Raw genomic sequence first — 18,384 nt, forward strand, 5'->3', positions numbered from 1 at the left:
CACAGTCACGGTAATTCGGGCGAATGCCGCGGACAAGAGCGTTGGCGTGGCGGGCGGCGTGGCGTGGGTCAGATGGGGTCGACCTGCAGGTCGTCCTGGCTCCAGTAGGCGCGCATGCTCAGGATGCGGCCCTCGTCGTCGAATTCCATGATGTCGATCGGGGAGATGGTCATCCGGTGTCCGTGTCCCTCGGAGACCATGGTGAACGCGACCGCGGCGTGGTTGCCCGAGACGCGGATCGTGGTGGGTTCGGCCTTGCGCTGCAAGGGTTCCAGGACCGCGTACAACTCACGGATGGCCTCGAGTCCGCGCCGCGGTTCGCTGCCGATCGGGTCCTCCACCACCGCCTCGGGGGCGTAGAGCTCGAGGATCTGTGCGGCTGTACCGCCGGCCACCAGCTCGATGTACCGTTCGACCGTCGCGCGACTCTGCTGCGTACCCATGACTGCTCCCAGTGAATTGAAACGTGTTTCAGTTCCGCAGCGTAACAGTCGCGGGGGCCGGAATCAGTCGACGTGTGCGGTGAGTGGGAGGGCGGTGAGGCGTTCGGGTCCGGAGTAGACGTTCATGGTCTCTCCGCGCAGGAAGCCGACCAGCGTCAGCCCGGTCTCCAGGGCCAGGTCCACCGCCAGGGAACTGGGTGCGGACACCGCGCCGAGCATCGGGATACCGGCCATCACGGCCTTCTGCACGAGTTCGAACGAGGCGCGGCCGCTCACGATCAGCACCAGATCGTGCGCGGGGATCCGGTTCTCCCGCATGGCCCAGCCGATCACCTTGTCCACCGCGTTGTGGCGGCCGACGTCCTCGCGCACCGCCACCGCCTCGCCGTCGGGGGTGAACAGACCAGCCGCGTGCAGGCCGCCGGTGGAGGCGAAAACCTTCTGGCGGTCCCGCAATTCGTCCGGAAGGGTGGCCAGGGTCGCGGTGTCCACGGTCGGGCCGTCCGAGGTCAGGGGGTAGCGGCTGCGGGTGCGGACCTCGTCGAGGGTGGTTCTGCCGCACAGGCCACAGGCGCTGGTGGTCAGCACGTTGCGGGTGGAAATCGGTGTGGGCGTGCGTAGTTCGATATCGAGGATGTTGTAGGTGTTCTGTCCGGCGGTGCTGTCCGGCGGTGACTCCGGGAAGCCGAGATGGTTGCGCATATTGCTCGCGCCGGGTGCGCAGCGGTCCGCACCGGCGCAGTATCGGGCCGAGACGACGTCCTGTGCCGAGCCGATGATGTTCTCGCTCAACAGGAATCCGTGCGCGAGGTCGATATCGTTGCCCGGGGTGCGCATGGTCACCGTCAGTGACTCGCCGTCGACGCGCAGTTCGAGCGGTTCCTCCACGGCCAGGGTGTCCGGGCGGTGCACCTGGCCGTGGGCGGTGATTCGCAGCGTCTTGCGACGGGCCGTCACCCTGCTCATGGTTGTGCCTCGTTCCTGTTCTCGCCCCGTGTCATCGGTTCCGGGTCCTGTGGCGCGGTCATGTGGTGTAGCTGCTCACGCGGTGTGGACGTGCGGTTCGAGCCGGATGGTGACGGCCTTGGAGACCGGAGTGTTGGAGCGTTCGGCCACGTGGTTCAGCGGGACCAGCGGGTTGGTCTCGGGGTAGTAGGCGGCCGCATTACCGCGCGGAGTGGAGTAGGCGACCAGGCGGAAACCGGTGACCCTGCGTTCCACGCCGTCGGTCCACTCCGAGATCAGATCCACCAGATCGCCCTCGGCGAAACCGAATTCGGCGATGTCCTCGGCGTTGACCAGGACCACCCGGCGGCCGTTGTGGATGCCGCGATAACGGTCGTCCAGGCCGTAGATGGTGGTGTTGTACTGGTCGTGGCTGCGCAGGGTCTGCAGGATCAGCCGGCCCTCGGGCACCGGCAGCCACTGCAACTCGTTGACCGCGAAATTCGCCTTGCCCGTGGCGGTTCGGAACTCGCGGGCGTCGCGCGGGGGATGCGGCAGCTGGAAACCGTTGCGGCCGCGGACTTTCGCGTTGTAGTCCGTGCAGCCCGGGACCACCCGGGAGATCGAGTCGCGGATCGTGTCGTAGTCTTCGCGGAATTTCGCCCACGGCACGGGATGTTCGGGACCGAGCAGCTCCTGCGCGAGTTCGCAGACGATCGCCACCTCGCTGCGCAGCTCCGGGCTCACCGGTGTGAGGCGGCCGGTCGACAGATGCACCATCGACATCGAATCCTCCACGGACACCTGCTGTTTCACTCCGCCGGGCGAAAGGTCCAGATCGGTGCGGCCCAGGGTGGGCAGGATCAGCGCGGTGCGTCCGTGCACGACGTGGCTGCGATTCAGCTTGGTGGAGACCTGCACGGTCAGCGCGCACTGCCGAAGTCCGGCCTCGGTGACCGCGGTGTCGGGGGTGGCCGAGACGAAATTGCCGCCCATGCCGAAGAAGACCTTCGCGCGGCCCTCGTGCAGGGCCCGGATGGCATCGACGGTGTCGTAGCCGTGTGTGCGGGGGCTGGTGATGCCGAACTCGGAATCCAGTGCGGTGAGGAAGGTTTCGGGCATCTTCTCCCAGATGCCCATCGTGCGGTCGCCCTGCACGTTGGAGTGTCCGCGCACCGGGCACACGCCCGCGCCCGGCTTGCCGATCATGCCGCGCATCAGCAGCAGATTCGTGGCCTCCTCGATGGTGGCCACGCCGTGCCGCTGCTGGGTCAGGCCCATCGCCCAGCAGAAGATCGTGGACTTCGAGGTGGCCAGCAGTTCGGCGGTGCGATCCAGATCCTCGCCGGTCAGGCCGGTCGCCTCGAGCACCGTGGCGAGATCCACCGCGCGCATCTGCTTCTCGTATTCGGCGAAACCCGCGGTGTGCGCGTCGACGAAGGCGCGGTCCACCACGGTGCCGGGTGCGCGGTCCTCGGCCTCGAACAGCAGCTTGGCCAGACCCTGGAACAGGGCCATATCCCCGCCGAGGCGGATCTGCAGGAAGTCGTCGGCGATATCGATCCCGGTGGTCAGGCCGCGCAGGGTCTGCGGATCGCGGAAGCCCAGCAGACCCGTCTCGGGCAGCGGATTGATCGCGATCACGCGGGCTCCGTGCTCCTTGGCCTTCTGCAGCGCCGAGAGCATGCGCGGATGATTGGTGCCCGGATTCTGCCCGGCCACCACGATCACCTCGGCCGCGGAGAAGTCGTCGATCGTCACCGAACCCTTGCCGATACCGATCGAGGCGCTCAGCGCGGTGCCCGAGGATTCGTGGCACATGTTCGAGCAGTCCGGCAGATTGTTGGTGCCGTAGCTGCGCACCAGCAGCTGATACAGGAAGGCGGTCTCGTTGGCGGTGCGGCCGGAGGTGTAGAACAGGGCCTCGTCGGGGGAGTCCAGCGTGCGCAGCTCCTCGGCGATGAGCCGATACGCCTCGTCCCACGCGATGGGGCTGTAGTGGTCCTCGCCTGGGCGCAGCACCATCGGATGAGTGAGTCGGCCCTGCTGCCCGAGCCAGTAGCCGGACTTGTCGGACAGGTCCGCGATCGAATGCCGGGCGAAGAACTCCGGATCGACCGTGCGCAGTGTCGCCTCCTCGGCGACCGCTTTGGCCCCGTTCTCACAGAACTCCGCGGGGCGGCGATGATCGCTCGGCTCCGGCCAGGCACAGCCGGGACAGTCGAAGCCGTGCCGCTGATTCACCCTGGTCAGGGTGCGTGCGGTGCGCAGCACGCCCATCTCCTCGACGGCCCGCTCGAGCGCGATCGTCACGGCCGTGACGCCGGCCGCCTGATGTTTCGGTGGGGTGACAGCGACCTTGGATTCGTCGATGTCGTGAGATGGCGCGCGGCGATGCATCATTCCATCGTCCTCCTGACCGAACGACTAGGACAAACGGCCCATGCGCCGATCGGCGATCGCAGGCCGAATGCCGAGCGTACGCGCGGTGTCACGGTGGTCGCGGCCGATGTTCGGGATCGTTCACGAATCGGCACGATCGTGCGGTGTTCGGGCACGACACACTTGCCGCGGATGCCGCGAATCGCCCCCATGGCGGCCTTCGGGAGGCAAGTATCGATGCGACCGCCGGGGCAGCTGCCTCGGAACCGGACAGCAAGGATCGGAACAGGATGGACAAAGGACTCAGGACCGCGCGGATTCGTCGGCGCCTCGTACGTCCCGCCGCGGCGGGCCTGGGGGTGGCGGCGCTGCTGCTCACCCCGGTCGCGCTGCTCACCGCGCCCGCCGGTGCGACCGCCACACAGGTCGGTGCGGAGCCGGGTATGAACTACGGTCTGGGCACCAATTACGCGGTGGGCTGCCAGTCCGCGGTGCAGGTCACGGTCTCCGACCCCGTGCAGCCGGTCCAGGTCTTCGACAACAACGGCTCGATCGGCTGGTTCCGGCCCTCGGGCGGCACGGTCGTCGCACCCTGGACTCCGGCGACGGTCGGTTGGCACCACATCACCGCCGTGCAGGCCGCGACACCGGCCGGCACGCCGACGCCGTACGTCGACATTCGCGTCGCCAACGGGGCGCACATGGGCAACAACTGCGCCGTCTTCGGTTGAGCGGCAATGGATTCGAGATGCGCGGCGGACGCTCCGTGAACGAGTGGATCGTGCCCGGCGGGCGCTGAAGTCTCGAAGACGAGTGCGGGCGGTTCCCCCAGGGGAACCGCCCGCACTGCTTCGTCTATCGGGTGTCTACCGGATGTCGAAGTTCAGCGGACCCGGTTTCCACCGGGCGGACCGCTGTTCGGTGACCGTGTCCAGCTGGGCGGGGGTCGCCTTCGGATCCAGCGGGACGAGGCGTTCGATCTCGCCCCAGTTGCGCTTCCAGTCGTCCTTCAGATACGAGGACATGACCTCCGGACGAGTGAGCAGCTGGACGTAGCCCAGCGGACCGCCCGAGGCGTGGCTCTGCCAGTTGGTGGTCATGATCGCGGCCGCGAAATCCGGGGTGATGCGGTACCGCGGGATCTCCGCGACACCGTCCCGGTGCCGGAACGGCTGCTGGCACGGGAACTGCAGACCGACCAGCCAGTCCAGCATCACCGGATCGGTGTGCCCGACCAGCGAGTCGAGCGTCTGCAGATGCGGCACGCGTGGCGGGGTCACCGCGACCCACTGCAACGGATCCGAGCTGTTCACCGAGGCGACCACGCGCACGACGTCGGCCTGGGAAGGCAACTGCTGCAACGGAACTCGCAGATTGCGCCAGGACGGCTGCAGCACGCTCACATCGTCCGGGGTGACCCGGCCCAGCGACTGCACCCCGCCGGGACCGGCGACGCCGTACTCGAGCTGGACGTTCTGTCCGGCGACGGGCAGGTTGTCGATATCGGTGGAGGCGACGCGCCCGGCGGCCGCGATCGAGACGATCTTGCCGCGGCTGCCCGCGGAATCCGCGGCGGGCAGGCGATACCAGCCCGAGGTCAGCGACTTCTCCGCGCCGGGACTGCCGTAACTGCCCAGGATCGGTGTCGTCGCCGGATCCAGGCCGAACGGCAGCGGAATGGTGCTGCCGTTGATGCCCGGCTTCGCGGCCTCGCCGCCGGCTCCGGTGCTGTCCTTACCGGTCTTGGTGGTGGTGCCCGCACTACCGAGGGACTGGCCGACCGAGGCCGCGGCCGCGGCCGAACCGTCGGGGGTCAGGTCGCCGAGGTTCAGGCCGTCGGGCGTGAAGCCGTCGTTGGTGCCACTGCCGAGCGCGGTCGCGGGACTGCCCGACAACGGGCGCAGCACACCGGCATTCGCGTCCGGCTCGACCAGCACGTCATCGGCCATGGCACACGGATCACCGGTCAGCGCCTTGATGTTCGAGGACGCGAGCGAGTACGCCGGATACTGCTCGACCGCGGCCTTGACGAACGAGAGCACCTCGAACAGCACGACCAGCGCCGCGGCCACGGCGAGGATCGGGATCGGGCGACGCGGCGTGCGTGCTTCGCCGTGGAACGGTTCACGGATGTGGAACCAGCCCGCCGCGACGATCAGCAGCAGCGAAATCGCCAGCAGTACCGTGCCCGCGCTGATCCCGTGCACCGAGATCGGCTTGTCCCACCACGAGATTCGATAGCTCGCGACATACCACCAGCCGTTGGAGCTGGCGAACGACAGTGCCAGCATGGCGAAGACGGCGGCGGCGAACAGCGCGCGGTTGCGCGCGGACCGCAGCGACCGCGATCCCACCGCGACCGCGGCGACCACCGCGACCGCGCCGCCGAGTCCGGCGAATACGCCCAGGTGATGGGTGAACTTGGTGGGCGAGAACATCATCAGCGGCACCGCGGCGACGGTGGTGCCCAGGATGCGCCGGGTGGGTCCGGCCGCGAGTCCGGGAATCCGGCCGCTCTTGCGCAGCAGCGTGATCACCGCGGCCGCCAGTGCGAGGAACATCACCAACATCGCGAACCGCCGCGCGAGGGAACCGTCCGGGGTCGGCTGGAGCAGATCCTGATAGACGAGATAGTCGGTGTACCAGGGCATATCGGGACCGACGACCTTGTGCGCCTGACGCATCGCCGAGACCTCGGCCAGCGGCTGCCCGGCGAAGACGATGGTCAGCACGACCAGACCCGCGGCCAGCGCGGGTGCGATCAACGCCACATAACCCGAGGTGCGGGCGCGTTGCACGATGATCTGCACCAGCGGGCGCGCCCCGGCCAGCAGGGCGGCGAAGCAGATCAGACCGGACGGGTTGGTGACCACGGCCAGCGCCGCGGGGATCAGCGCGACCGCGGCCGGGGCCAGGCGCCGGGTGGCCAGTGCGCGTTCCATCGACACCCAGGTCAGCAGGACGCCCAGCGCGATCGCCGGTTCGGGCCGCAGACCGTTGTTGTAGGGCAGCCAGAACGCCAGCAGGACCAGCCCACCGGCCCAGATCGCCGAGCGTTCGGTGCGTGCGCCGACGCCCAGGCGCGGTACCACCTCGCGGCTGATCAGGAACCAGCACGCGATGCCGAAGATCAGTTCCGGCAGTCGCACCACGATGCTCGCGGTGGACACGCGGGCGAGCAGTTCGAACAGGTTGTCGTACGGGATGCCGATCGGCGTCTCGGGGACGCCGAAGTAGGCGAAGTAGTTCGCCAGATATCGGGCGGGCCCGGCGGTGCGGGCCATACCGAAGATATAGCCGTCGTCCGCGGTGCCGACGCCGATGAAGTACCACAGGATCAGCGTGCCCAGTACGGCGAAGTCGACCAGCCGCGGCCGCCACCAGCGACGCGGCAGCGCGCGACGGTTGCCCCGGCCGTCCAGGCCGTCCAACCGGTGCAGCGAGTACAGGGCCACGGCGGTGGCGATGATCGCGCCGATGATCGCGATCAGTTTCAGCACGGTCGGGGAGGTGGTGAATCGCGAGTCGATCACCACGTCGGCGTGCATACCCGACGGTGCGGCGCCGGTCAGATCGGTGAACAGGCCGACCAGCTGCGGGCGGTGCTCACCGGCCAGCGTGACGGGCGCGCCGCCCGCCTGAACCGAGGTGGCGGTGCTGTCGGAGGAGATCGTGATGGTGCAGCCGCGCGGCAGGTCGCGCACCGGAGTATCGATCAGCGTCTGATCGCGCAGCACCACCTGCAGCCGGTCGCCGGTGGGTGCGGCGGAGACCAGGACGTTCAGGCCGTAGTGCCAGGACGATCCGGACGCCGCCGGGACCGTGGCCAGCAGGGTGCCGCCGCGCGGTCCCAGCGCCGTGGCGGCGCTGCACGGGATGTCGGCGTGCACGCTGGTCGGGGAGTAGGACACCAGTGGCGCGGTGACGCTGGTCGCGCGGCCCGCCTGCGGCCAGGACAGCGAGGACTGCTCCTGATGCACCGGCAGCAGTGGCACCGCCACAGCCAGCAGCGCGCCGAGGATGCCGGTCACGATGGCGAGGATCCGCCACAGTCGACCGCCCCCACGTCGGGGGGCGAGTTGGTCCAGCGGCCGATCATCGGCCGGGTGTCGACTGAGCGTCTGGGTCACGGTCGGGCATGCTATCAACCGGAACTGAGACCGCGTCCAGCTCACTGACACCTCGGCCGATGCGCTGCGGCGTCGTGCTCAGCCGACCGCGCTCACCAGCTGTGATGCAGCGGGTTCGGTTGTGGCCGAGCGGGTTTGCGGGCGCAACCCGAGCAGGGCGGCGGCGATGGTCGCCGCACAGGTTCCCGCGCCCACCCAGAACGCGACCGTGAACTGGCCCTCCTGCGGCAGCGGCAGGTGCGGGAGCAGCTTCGCGGTCAGCAGCGTGGTGATGACGGCGCTGCCCAGCGCACTGCCGACGGTGCGGGAGATGGAGTTGATGCCGTTGGCCACGCCGTTGTGCCGATGCGGCACGCTCGCGGCGATCAGAGCGGGCATGGCGGCGTAGGCGAAGCTGATCGCGATGCCGACCACCACACTGGCGGTGATCACGGTGCCGGTCGCCTCGTGCGCCAGGGCCATCCAGGCGAATCCGGCCGCGCCCACGATGCCGGACAGGGCCAGCACGTACCGCCCGCCGATCCGCCCGACCAGCAGTCCGCCCAGTGGCGCGGCGAGCATCGACGCGATCGTGCTGGGCAGTAGATATTCCACCGAGGCGCGCAGGATCGAGGCGGTGAAGCCGTATCCGGCGATCCGCGCGGGCATCTGAGCCAGATACGACACCCCCATGAACAGCAGGAACATCGCGAATCCGATGAAGACGCCGGACAGGTTGGTGAACAGCACCGGTCGGTGGGTGAACATCTCCAGGTCCACCAGCGGTGCGGCCGAGCGACGTTCGATCAGCACCCACAGCGCGGCCATGACGATCGCGCCGCCGAAGCAGCCCAGCGTCGCGGCCGAGGTCCATCCCCATTCGTGGCCTTGGGAGATCGGCAGGAGCAGCAGGATCAGCGCGCCGCCGAGGGTGATCGCACCGGGCAGGTCGACGCTGCCGGGATGGCGGGTGCCCGTCGCGGGCACGACGATCGCCGCCAGGGCCAGTGCCACCACCGCCAACCCGGCGGTGAACCAGAAGACCACGTGGTAGCCGGGATCACTGCCCTGGGTGAGCAGACCGGTGGTGACCAGTCCGATGCCGCCGCCGAAGGCGAGGGTGCCGCTGACGATGGCCATCGCCCCGTGCAGCCGTTCGGCCGGGATCTCGTCGCGCAGCACCGACAGCGCCAGCGGGAAGATCGCCGTCGCCACGCCCTGCAGCGTGCGCCCGGCCAGCAGTACGCCCAGTGAGCCGGCCGTCGCGGACACGACCGAGCCGATCGCCGCGATCACGAGCGTGCCCAGCAGGGTGGGCTTGCGGCCGTACAGATCGCCGATCCGGCCCAGCAGCGGGGTGAACACGGCCGCGGACAGCAGGGTCGCGGTGGTCACCCAGCTCACCGACGTCGTGGAGACGTGCAGTTTCGTCGCGATCAGACCCAGGATCGGTACCGCCTGGGTCTGCATGACGGTGACGATCATCGCGGCGAATGCGAGGACGCCGGTCAGCAGCGAACTCCTCCGCGTCATGTGACACCTCCAGAAGCTTGGGAACAGATATGTTTGAAGTCCTCAAGCATTTAAGGCTTCAAATATATTCGTTGTCAATCGCGCCGGTAGGATCGCCGCTATGAGTCAGGCCACAGAACCGAGTCCCCTTGCGTTACTGATCGGACGGTTCGTGTCGGCCTACCTGCAGGACTTCCTGACCGCCGCGGAGGAACACGGCCTGACCCTCACCCAGGCCAAACTCCTGCTGGCACTCAACGAACCCCCCGCCGAACTGCCCATGCGCGAACTGGCCGGACGCCTGGCCTGCGACCCGTCCAACCTGACCGGCGTCGCGGACCGCATGGAGTCCCGCGGTCTGGTCCTGCGCACGGTGAATCCCGCCGACCGCCGGGTGAAATATCTGGCCTCCACCGACCAGGGGCGCGATCTGGCCGCGCAGATCCGCGGTTCGCAGGTGCGGGCCTACCGCGCGCTGGCCGAGCTGACGCCGGAGGAGGAAGGGCTGCTCGAGGGCATGCTCGAACGTCTGGTGCCGAAATTGGAGGCGGCCGAGTAGTCGGCGGCGGCCACGGCTTCGGCCCGGTCGGCGAACAGCAGTGCGGTATCGCCGAATTCGTGCCAGAGGTAGCCGGTCTGCAATGCCACGCGGTAGGCGGCATCGACCCGTTCCGGTCCGGCGACCGCCTCGAGGAGCTGGAGGTGGGAGGCTCCGGGTTCGTGCCATCCGGTGATGAGGGCGTCGACCGTGCGGGCGGGGCGGTCTGCGCCGAGAATCAGATCCGTCCATCCGGCGGCCGGGTGGACCAGGCCGGAGGGGGTGGCAGCGGACTCCAGGGCGCGGGTGACGGTCGTGCCGACGGCGATCACGCGACCGCCCGTGGCGTGGGCCGAATTCACCAGGCGGGCCGTGGTTTCGGAGACGCGGTAGCGCTCCGGGCTCGGCGGTTCGCCGGTTTCGGGGGAGGAGACGCCGGTGTGCAGGGTGATCGGCGCCAGCGTGATTCCGGCCGTCACCAGGTCGGTGACCAGGGTGTCGGTGAACGGTCTTGCGGCGCTGGGCATCTCGGCGCTGCCCGGTTCACGGCCGAAGACCGTGCGGTAGAACTCCGGTGACCATCGTTGCGTCACATAGGAATAGGTGATCGGGCGGCCGTGGCGGGCCAGCAGTGCGGTGACATCGGTGTCGACCTCGGCGATCCAGAGGCGTCGGGCGGGCGGTAGCCAGAGCGCGCGCAGCGTTGCCGTGGCGCCTGGAAGTTCCACGCGGGCACCGGATTCCGGTTCGGCCGCGGTGAACGGGGTGCCCTCGGGGGTGCGGAGTTCGACCGCCCAGCTGCCGTGATCCAGTCGCGCGGCGAAATGCAGGACGGCCGGGACGCCCCGATACCGTGCGTCGACCGCCGCGGCCAGTGTCGACGAATTGTTCACCACGACAAGGTCTCCCGGTCGCAGGAACTGCGGCAGCTCCCGGAACCTGGCATGGGTGATGCCCGTGTTGCCGGACACCAGCAGGCGGACCTCGTCGCGGGCGAGTCCGCGTGCCTCCGCCGGAGCGGTCGCCGCGCGGTCGGCGGGCAGGACGAATTCGCGTGGGACGGCTGTCATGGCTGCCTCCGATGTTCGGCCGGAATCGACGGGTGTGGTCCGGTCCCGATTGGTAGGTGGTGTCAGTGCGCGACGGACAGTTCCGCGGCGGTGTATCGGCCGCTGGGCGGCCGGGTGTCGATCAGCTGCAGCAGCGCCGGGACGACGGTCTCCGGTTCGGGGCGATCGGAGATGTCCTCACCGGGAAATGCGGCCTGGTGCATGGCGGTGCGCATATCGCCGGGATCGAAGCTGTAGATGCGCAGTCGCGGATTCTCGGCGGCGAAGACGGCGGTCAGCTGGTCCAGGGCCGCCTTCGACGCGCCGTAACCACCCCAGCCCTGGTACGCCATGACCGCAGCGTCGGAACTGATATCGATCACCGTGCCGTCGCAGGCTCGCAGTGCCGGCAGTGCCAGTTGCAGGACCGCCAGCGGTGCGACGACATTGGTCTGCAGCACCGTGGCGAATGCGCCGAGTGGAAGATCCGCGAGGTGCGGCAGCGGGCTCGGGCCCAGAGCGCTGGCATTGTTGAGCACCAGATCGAGCCGATCGCGCTCGGCGAGTACCGCGGCCAGTCGGGCGCGATGCGCCGGATCGGCCACATCGCCCGGCAGGGCCGTCGCGCCGGTCGCCCGACGCACCTGCTCCAGTGGTTCGGCCCGGCGTGCGGTAATGATCAGATCCCAGCCGCGTTCGGCCAGGACCAGGGCCGTCGCGCGGCCGAATCCCGCCGATGCGCCGGTGATGAGGGCTGTGGAGGTTTCGGACATGACACCATCGTGAAACCTGAAGCGAACTTCAGGTCAAGGAGAGGATTTCCGCCTACAGTGAACTCTGCCTGATATGTGGCCGGCCGGTGCGACTCGCGGCCGATGAAAATGTTGTCGCGGTGCCGTCTCAACAATGCGAAGTCCCCAACGTCTTCCCAGGAGCCACCATGACCTACACCTTCAAATCCGGAGATCCCTGCTGGGTCGAGCTGTTCACCTCCGATCCGGAGCGTTCCATCGCCTTCTACGGCGAACTACTCGGCTGGACCGCCGAACAGGCCGGGCCCGAATACGGCGGATACATCACCTTCAGCAAGGACGGCGAACCCGTCGCGGGCGGTATGCGCAACGACGGCTCCTCCGGCGGGCCGGATCAGTGGACGATCTATCTGGCCAGTACCGACGCCGAGGCGACCACCTCGGCCGCGACCGCCAACGGCGGTCGGGTGGTGGTACCCCCGATGCAGGTCGGTGAACTCGGCACGATGGCCGTTCTCGGTGACCCCAGTGGTGCCGGGGTCGGAGTGTGGCAGCCGGGCGGGCATCCGGGATTCGGGGCGCTCGGTGAGGTCAGCGGCGGTCGGTGGAGCGACCACGTGGGCAACCCGTCCTGGTTCGAACTGCACACTCCCGCCTACGACCAGGCGCTGAAGTTCTATCGCGAGGTCTTCGGCTGGCAGGACCCGTTCACCGTCTCCGACATCCCGGAATTCCGTTACACCACAATCCATTCGACCAGCCCGATGCTGGGCGGCGTGATGGACTCCGCGGCCTTCCTGCCCGACGGGTCCCCGGGTGGCTGGCGGGTCTACTTCGGTGTCGAGGATGTCGACGCGTCGGTGAAAACCCTGGTTTCCCTGGGCGGTTCGGTGGAACGCGAACCCGAGAACTCCCCGTACGGGCGGATGGCCGCCGTGATCGATCCGGGCGGCGTGCGATTCAGCCTGGGCGGCAACAACTCCTGAACCGGACGCCGGGCGTCACCGCGACGTCCGGCGTCACTACAGGCCCACCGCACCGTCGATTCGCTCACGCAGCAGATCGGCATGGCCGTTGTGGCGCGCGTACTCCTCGATCATGTGGGCCAGCACCCAGCGCAGCGACACCTTGCCGAGCCCGGGGTCCTCGCCGGTCAGCCCCAGATCGGATGCGGCTGTGGTGAAGCGGTCGGCGAAGGCGACCTCGGCCCGCCACGCGCCCCAGGCGGCGGTGATCGATCCGGGATCGGTGTTCGCCCCGTCGAAGTCGTCATCGGGGCGCTCCGCGGAGGTGAACAGCGGCGGGGCCTTCTCACCGGCGAGCACCCGGCGGAACCAGTGCCGCTCGATATCGGCCAGATGCCGTACCAGTCCCAGTAAGGACAGGGTGGACGGTGCGACCGACCGACGGGCCAGTTCGGTGCCCAGACCCGCGCACTTCAGTTCGAGCGTGGCGCGCTGACCGCCCAGTATCTCGGTCAGGACGCTGCGTTCGTCACCGGTGGTGTGGAGGCGGGTGCGCGGATCGTGTTCGGGGGCAACGAACATCTCGGCCCGTCGGGTATCGGTCGGCGTCTGCCGGGTATCGGCCACACCCGCCTCCTTCGCATTGTTCCAGCTGCCCGCACCGGCAAACCTGGGGCTCGACCGATCGGGCACGATCGGGACGATATCGCGTGTGGCGGTTCATCGGAACGTTCGGCGGCACATCGCTCTCAGCGTACGGAGGAAAACGCCGCCGCGCCGGACAGCAGCCGCGCCGCTATCGGCGGCGGTTCATCGGAACATCTGCGCCGCGGCGGCTGCCGCGGCCGCACGGTCCGTGGCGACCAGGCCGATCCGGGTGCGGCGATCCAGCAGATCGTCCGCGTCGAGTGCGCCCTCGTGGCTGATCGAATACGCGAATTCGGCGCGCAGCACATCGATTCCGGGGGCCACGGGTGTGGCGAGGTCCGGATCGTCCTGTGCCAGAGCGAGGATCGCGGTCGCCTGGCTGCCGTAGCGTTCGATGAGCGTCGGCGGCGCGTCCAGACGATCGCGTGCCGCGCCGGATACCGCACCGGTGAGGGGGATTCGCCGGGTCCGGCACGGGCCCGCGGTCAGGCCCGCATGGGCGACCGCGGCGTCGACCGCGTCCTGCGCCATCTTGCGATAGGTGGTGAGCTTGCCGCCGACGATCGTGATCGGGCCGCCGGGGGAGTGCAGGACCGCGTGCTCGCGGGAGATGTCGGCGGTGCTGCCCTCGGCGGTGCGCAGCAGCGGGCGCAACCCCGCGAACCGGCCGCGGATATCATTGCGGTGCAACGGCTCCCGCAGGACCGTGTTGACGGTGTCGAGCAGGAAGTCGATCTCGGCGTCGGTCGGTTCGGGTTCGTCGGGCACCGGACCGGGCGCGTCCTCATCGGTCAGACCCAGATACACCCGGCCGTGCGCGGCGGGGAACGCGAAGACGAAACGGCTGGTACTGCCCGGAATCGGCACCGTGAGCGAGGCACTGAGACCGCCGAAAGCAGCCGCGTCGAATACCAGGTGGGCGCCGCGACTGGGCCGCAGCTCGATGGAGGGATCCACCCGATCCGCCCACACGCCGGTGGCATTGATCACCGAACGCGCTCGGACGGTGAGGGTTTCCCCGGACAGGGCATCGTGCAGCACCGCGGAATCGCCGCTCACCTGCTCGGCCCGGACCCGGGTGAGCACGCTCGCCCCGTACCCGGCCGCGGTGCGCGCGAGGGTCACCACCAGGCGCGCGTCGTCGACCAGTTGGCCGTCCCAGGCCAGCAGTCCGCCGCGTAATCCGGCACGGCGCACCGTGGGAGCCAGCCGCAACGCCTCGGCGGCAGCGGCCCGGCGCGAGCGCGGCAGTACCGAGGCCGGAGTTCCGGCGCTGCGCCGCAACACGTCTCCGGCCGCGAATCCCGCGCGCACCAGCATCCGCTGTGCCGCACCGATATCCGGCAGCAACGGCACGAGCTGGGGAATCGGCCGGGTCAGATGCGGCGCGGTCGAGGTGAGCAGGATATGCCGTTCCACGGCGCTCTCGTGTGCGATCCCGACCCCGCCACTGGCCAGATACCGCAGCCCGCCGTGCACCAGCTTGGAACTCCACCGGCTCGTGCCGAAGGCCAGATCACGCGCCTCCACCAGAACCGTGCGCAGTCCCCGGGAGGCGGCGTCCAACGCCACCCCGGTCCCGGTGACCCCGCCGCCGATCACCAGCACGTCGACGACTCCACCGTCGCCGAGTTCCCGCAACTCCCGTTCCCGGCGTGCGGAATTCAGCGCGGAGTCTCCGGGAACTCTTGCGCTCGAGTTCATCTCACCACTCCACATCTCGGCGGTCGTCGGGCACGAGGTAGCCGTCGAGGGCGCGCGCGAGTTCCGCGTCCAGCCGGGATTCGGACAGGATGTGTCCGACCATTCCGGCGGATTGGACCGCGGACTGGGACATCAGCAGAACCATGGTGGCCAGTTCGTCCGGATCACCGGGACGCACCGAGCCGTCGCGCTGGCCCTCCCGGATCAGGGCGGCGAACAACAGGATCAGTTCACGCTGGTTGCGGCCGAGGCGGCCGAAGACGTAGGTCAGCATCAGATCGGTGTCGGTGCGGAATATCTTGGCGAACAACGGATTCGCGCGAACGATCGACGCCCCGGCCACGACGCCGTCGACCAGGCGGACCCGTGCCGGGCCGCTGCCGGGCATGGTGCGCCCGACGATCTTGCGCAGTTCCCGCACCAGCAGTTCGGCGAGCAGTGAGCCGGTATCGGGCCAGCGGCGATAGACCGTGGGACGGCTCACACCGGCGCGGCGGGCCACCTCGGTCAGCGTGGTGCGGCGGACTCCGAACTCCTCCACGCAGGCGCGGGCGGCGTCCAGGATCGCCAGGTCGATTTCGGACGGTTCGTCGCCGGTGCCGGCGACGTCGATTGTCTGCATCGGATCACTTGTCGGGTCGGGCGCGGGCGTCGACGGTCCGCGCGTCGGCTGATTACTGCTTGACATTCTATGTAAGACTGTAACGCATGGTCGATGAACGGCAGAGCGGGTCTTCTGTGGCAATGCCGGGCGAGTTGTCATCCCGCCCGAGTATGGTGTGGGACGCCTGGGGCATTCCGTCCGGACATGCGCCGCTCCCGGAGAAGATCCGGACCTTGCTGGTGCAGGTGTTCGGAGTGTCCGGTGAGTCGATGGCGCGTCGCGATGAGGGCAATGTGCCATTGCGCGCCTCGGCCCTGTCCCAGGCGCAGCTCACAGGGTTGTCCGCGGTGGTCGGCCCGGAGCACGTCCGCACCGACCACCGCGCCCGCTTGTTGCGCGCCGGTGGCAAGAGCACCCCGGATCTGCTGCGCCGACGTTCCACGGATCCACAGGACGCACCCGATGCGGTCGTCTTCCCGGCGGATCACGACGAGGTCCTGGGCGTCCTGAGCTACTGCGCCGAGCGCGGGGTCGCGGTGGTGCCCTTCGGCGGCGGCACGAGCGTCGTCGGCGGGGTGGATCCCGCCCGCGACGGCTTCGAAGCCGTTGTCGCCCTGGACCTTCGGCGCCTGTCCGCGATGACGTCGCTGGACGAGGTCAGCCACACCGCGACGCTCGGAGCCGGACTGACCGGACCGCAGGCCGAGGCGCTGCTCTCGGCGCGCGGCTTCTCCCTCGGGCATTTCCCGCAGAGTTTCGAATTCGCCAGTATCGGCGGTTTCGCCGCGACCCGCTCGAGCGGACAGGCATCGGCCGGATACGGCCGCTTCGATGACATGATCCAGCATCTGCGGGTCGCGACTCCGCGCGGCACACTGGATCTCGGCCGCGCCCCGGCCTCGGCCGCGGGACCCGATCTGCGCGAGCTGTTCTCGGGTTCGGAGGGCGCGCTCGGCGTGATCACCGAGGTCACCCTGCGGGTGCATCCGGTGCCGGAAACCGTTGCGTATCAAGCCTGGTCGTTTCCGGACTTCGCGACCGGCGCGGCCGCACTGCGCAGCGTGATCCAGACCGGGGCCGCCCCGACCGTGCTGCGACTGTCCGATGAGGCCGAGACCGGCCTGAATCTGGCCCGCGCGGGCGATATCGGCGGCGCGCCGGTGGCCGGATGTCTCGCGGTGACCACGTTCGAGGGCACAGCGGCTCATGTCGAGGCACGCAGCGCCGAGGCGCATGCGCTGCTCGCCGCGGCCGGTGGGACCGCGTTGGGCGAACATCCCGCGCGGGAGTGGGAGCACGGCCGTTTCGCCGCGCCCTACCTGCGGGATGCGCTGCTGGACACCGGAATTCTCTGCGAAACCCTGGAGACCGCGACGAACTGGTCCAACCTCGCCGAACTCAAGGCGAAGGTGACTGCGGCGCTGGCCGACTCACTGGGCGGCCAGGGCACCCCGCCACTGGTCATGTGCCATATCTCGCACACCTACCCGACCGGCGCCTCGCTGTACTTCACGATCATCGCCAAACAGCTCGACGATCCGATCACCCAGTGGCACACCGCCAAACGAGCGGTCGGCGACGCCATCGCCGCCGCCGGGGGAACCATCACCCACCACCACGCCGTCGGCCGGGACCACCGGCCCTGGATGTCCGGAGAGATCGGCGACCTGGGCGTGCAGGTGTTGCGCGCGGTCAAGCAGACGGTCGACCCCGCCGGAATCCTCAATCCCGGAAAGCTGATCCCGTGAACGGATCCACCGGGGTGGGTTCGGTCCTGATGGTGACCAATCCGTTGTCGGGTCACGGCAGGGGGCAGGCAGCGGGCGCCGTGGCCGCGGCGCGGTTGCGGGCGCGCGGTGTGACGGTGACCGAGGTGTGCGGCATCAGTGCCGCGGAATCGGTTCGCCTGGTTCGAGATCGGCTCACCGGCGACGCCGCGCCCGATGTGGTGGTCTGCGCGGGCGGTGACGGACTGGTCTGCATCACCTTGCAGGCGTTGGCCGGGACCGGTGTTCCGCTGGGCCTGGTGCCCGGCGGCACCGGTAACGATCTGGCTCGCGAACTCGGTGTGCCACAGGATGATCCGATCTCCGCGGCCGACATCGTGCTGGGCGGAACGGTGCGCGCCATCGATCTCGGCGCGGCGGATGCCGCGGCTCCCGAGGGCGGGTCATCCGAATCCGGCACGGCGGGAATCGGATTCGGCATTCCCGGACCGATCAGATTCGCGACCGTGGCCGGTACCGGATTCGACGCCCGGGTCACCCTGCGCGCCAATCTGATGCGCTTTCCGAGGGGACGGCTGCGCTACACCTTCGCCGCCGTGCGGGAACTTGCCGGGCGGCTGGCCGTACCCTACCGCCTCGAATTATCGGGCGTACCAGGGCAATCGGTGAACTCGGTGGTCGAGACCGAGGCGGTGATGGTCGCGGTGGGCAATACCCGCACCTACGGGGGCGGCATGCTGATCTGCCCCGACGCGATGGTCGACGACGGGCTGCTCGAGGTGACCGTGGTCGGTGCGATGTCCCGGCGGGACATGGTGCGCCTGCTTCCCGCGCTGTCCGCGGGAAAGCGCGTCGACCATCCGGCGCTGAGCCGATATCGCGCGGCCGCCGTCGAACTGCGGGCGCCGGGCGCGCCGGTGACCGCGGACGGTGAACCGGTCGGCATGCTGCCGACGACCTTCCGTGCGCTGCCCGGCGCCCTGCCGGTACTGGTTCCCTGACCGGG

At 69.1% G+C, this 18,384-nt stretch carries 15 protein-coding genes; 5 read left to right on the forward strand and 10 right to left on the reverse strand.

The window, feature by feature from the left end; genetic code table 11:
• Nucleotides 1-68 precede the first annotated feature (68 nt).
• From ON40_RS08210 to ON40_RS08220, 3 genes are all read right to left on the reverse strand, one after another.
• Complete coding sequence (locus tag ON40_RS08210; RefSeq protein WP_040820257.1) at nt 69-443, reverse strand: nuclear transport factor 2 family protein; 375 nt, start codon at nt 441-443, stop codon at nt 69-71.
• Between the two features lie 63 nt (nt 444-506).
• On the reverse strand, nt 507-1,409 hold the full coding sequence (gene fdhD / locus ON40_RS08215; RefSeq protein WP_040820258.1) for a formate dehydrogenase accessory sulfurtransferase FdhD: 903 nt from the start codon (nt 1,407-1,409) through the stop codon (nt 507-509).
• 75 nt (nt 1,410-1,484) lie between these two features.
• Nucleotides 1,485-3,788, reverse strand: a complete 2,304-nt coding sequence (locus tag ON40_RS08220) for an FdhF/YdeP family oxidoreductase (protein ID WP_051192841.1) — start codon at nt 3,786-3,788, stop codon at nt 1,485-1,487.
• Between the two features lie 272 nt (nt 3,789-4,060).
• Here ON40_RS08220 and ON40_RS08225 point away from each other — a divergent pair, with 272 nt between their 5' ends.
• On the forward strand, nt 4,061-4,501 hold the full coding sequence (locus ON40_RS08225) for a hypothetical protein (RefSeq protein WP_157186230.1): 441 nt from the start codon (nt 4,061-4,063) through the stop codon (nt 4,499-4,501).
• A 135-nt stretch (nt 4,502-4,636) separates the two neighbouring features.
• Here the strand turns inward: ON40_RS08225 and ON40_RS08230 are convergent, their stop codons facing one another.
• Together ON40_RS08230 and ON40_RS08235 are read right to left on the reverse strand one after the other, a co-directional pair.
• Nucleotides 4,637-7,900, reverse strand: a complete 3,264-nt coding sequence (locus ON40_RS08230) for an arabinosyltransferase domain-containing protein (protein ID WP_040820264.1) — start codon at nt 7,898-7,900, stop codon at nt 4,637-4,639.
• Nucleotides 7,901-7,978: 78 nt separating this feature from the next.
• Nucleotides 7,979-9,412: an MFS transporter gene (locus ON40_RS08235; protein WP_040820265.1), complete on the reverse strand. Its 1,434-nt coding sequence runs from the start codon at nt 9,410-9,412 to the stop codon at nt 7,979-7,981.
• Between the two features lie 100 nt (nt 9,413-9,512).
• Here ON40_RS08235 and ON40_RS08240 point away from each other — a divergent pair, with 100 nt between their 5' ends.
• Nucleotides 9,513-9,950, forward strand: coding sequence for a MarR family winged helix-turn-helix transcriptional regulator (locus tag ON40_RS08240; protein ID WP_040820268.1), 438 nt, complete (start codon nt 9,513-9,515; stop codon nt 9,948-9,950).
• Here ON40_RS08240 and ON40_RS08245 read toward each other — a convergent pair.
• Both ON40_RS08245 and ON40_RS08250 read right to left on the reverse strand, forming a co-directional pair.
• Entirely contained in the window at nt 9,857-10,999 is a 1,143-nt protein-coding gene (locus tag ON40_RS08245; protein WP_083895490.1) for an S-adenosylmethionine:tRNA ribosyltransferase-isomerase, read from the reverse strand. The genes ON40_RS08240 and ON40_RS08245 overlap by 94 nt on opposite strands.
• 62 nt (nt 11,000-11,061) lie before the next feature.
• Entirely contained in the window at nt 11,062-11,751 is a 690-nt protein-coding gene (locus ON40_RS08250) for an SDR family NAD(P)-dependent oxidoreductase (RefSeq protein ID WP_040820270.1), read from the reverse strand.
• Nucleotides 11,752-11,918: 167 nt separating this feature from the next.
• Between ON40_RS08250 and ON40_RS08255 the strand changes: the two genes are divergently transcribed.
• Nucleotides 11,919-12,716, forward strand: coding sequence for a VOC family protein (locus tag ON40_RS08255; protein ID WP_040820271.1), 798 nt, complete (start codon nt 11,919-11,921; stop codon nt 12,714-12,716).
• A gap of 36 nt (nt 12,717-12,752) precedes the next feature.
• Here the strand turns inward: ON40_RS08255 and ON40_RS08260 are convergent, their stop codons facing one another.
• From ON40_RS08260 to ON40_RS08270, 3 genes are all read right to left on the reverse strand, one after another.
• Entirely contained in the window at nt 12,753-13,388 is a 636-nt protein-coding gene (locus tag ON40_RS08260) for a DinB family protein (protein WP_245567713.1), read from the reverse strand.
• 117 nt (nt 13,389-13,505) lie between these two features.
• Nucleotides 13,506-15,047, reverse strand: a complete 1,542-nt coding sequence (locus ON40_RS08265; protein ID WP_040820273.1) for a glycerol-3-phosphate dehydrogenase/oxidase — start codon at nt 15,045-15,047, stop codon at nt 13,506-13,508.
• Nucleotide 15,048: 1 nt separating this feature from the next.
• The gene (locus ON40_RS08270; protein WP_040820274.1) at nt 15,049-15,669 is read right to left on the reverse strand and encodes a TetR/AcrR family transcriptional regulator; all 621 of its coding nucleotides are present in this window, start codon (nt 15,667-15,669) and stop codon (nt 15,049-15,051) included.
• A gap of 152 nt (nt 15,670-15,821) precedes the next feature.
• Here ON40_RS08270 and ON40_RS08275 point away from each other — a divergent pair, with 152 nt between their 5' ends.
• Both ON40_RS08275 and ON40_RS08280 read left to right on the forward strand, forming a co-directional pair.
• A complete protein-coding gene (locus ON40_RS08275; protein WP_083895496.1) occupies nt 15,822-17,399 on the forward strand; it encodes an FAD-binding oxidoreductase in 1,578 nt (525 codons plus the stop codon).
• Nucleotides 17,396-18,379, forward strand: coding sequence for a diacylglycerol kinase family protein (locus ON40_RS08280; RefSeq protein WP_306305378.1), 984 nt, complete (start codon nt 17,396-17,398; stop codon nt 18,377-18,379). Before ON40_RS08275 ends, ON40_RS08280 begins: the two co-directional genes overlap by 4 nt.
• Nucleotides 18,380-18,384 lie beyond the last annotated feature (5 nt).

It is taken from the genome of Nocardia jiangxiensis NBRC 101359 (genome assembly GCF_000308615.1).
GTDB lineage: Bacteria > Actinomycetota > Actinomycetes > Mycobacteriales > Mycobacteriaceae > Nocardia > Nocardia jiangxiensis.

Coding starts and splice junctions, on each gene's coding strand:
- ON40_RS08275 (WP_083895496.1), top strand. CDS start 15,822: ATGGTGTGGGACGCCTGGGGCATTCCGTCCGGACATGCGCCGCTCCCG.
- ON40_RS08270 (WP_040820274.1), bottom strand. CDS start 15,669: ATGCAGACAATCGACGTCGCCGGCACCGGCGACGAACCGTCCGAAATC.
- ON40_RS08210 (WP_040820257.1), bottom strand. CDS start 443: ATGGGTACGCAGCAGAGTCGCGCGACGGTCGAACGGTACATCGAGCTG.
- ON40_RS08250 (WP_040820270.1), bottom strand. CDS start 11,751: ATGTCCGAAACCTCCACAGCCCTCATCACCGGCGCATCGGCGGGATTC.
- ON40_RS08235 (WP_040820265.1), bottom strand. CDS start 9,412: ATGACGCGGAGGAGTTCGCTGCTGACCGGCGTCCTCGCATTCGCCGCG.
- ON40_RS08240 (WP_040820268.1), top strand. CDS start 9,513: ATGAGTCAGGCCACAGAACCGAGTCCCCTTGCGTTACTGATCGGACGG.
- ON40_RS08220 (WP_051192841.1), bottom strand. CDS start 3,788: ATGCATCGCCGCGCGCCATCTCACGACATCGACGAATCCAAGGTCGCT.
- ON40_RS08225 (WP_157186230.1), top strand. CDS start 4,061: ATGGACAAAGGACTCAGGACCGCGCGGATTCGTCGGCGCCTCGTACGT.
- ON40_RS08255 (WP_040820271.1), top strand. CDS start 11,919: ATGACCTACACCTTCAAATCCGGAGATCCCTGCTGGGTCGAGCTGTTC.
- fdhD (WP_040820258.1), bottom strand. CDS start 1,409: ATGAGCAGGGTGACGGCCCGTCGCAAGACGCTGCGAATCACCGCCCAC.
- ON40_RS08245 (WP_083895490.1), bottom strand. CDS start 10,999: ATGACAGCCGTCCCACGCGAATTCGTCCTGCCCGCCGACCGCGCGGCG.
- ON40_RS08265 (WP_040820273.1), bottom strand. CDS start 15,047: ATGAACTCGAGCGCAAGAGTTCCCGGAGACTCCGCGCTGAATTCCGCA.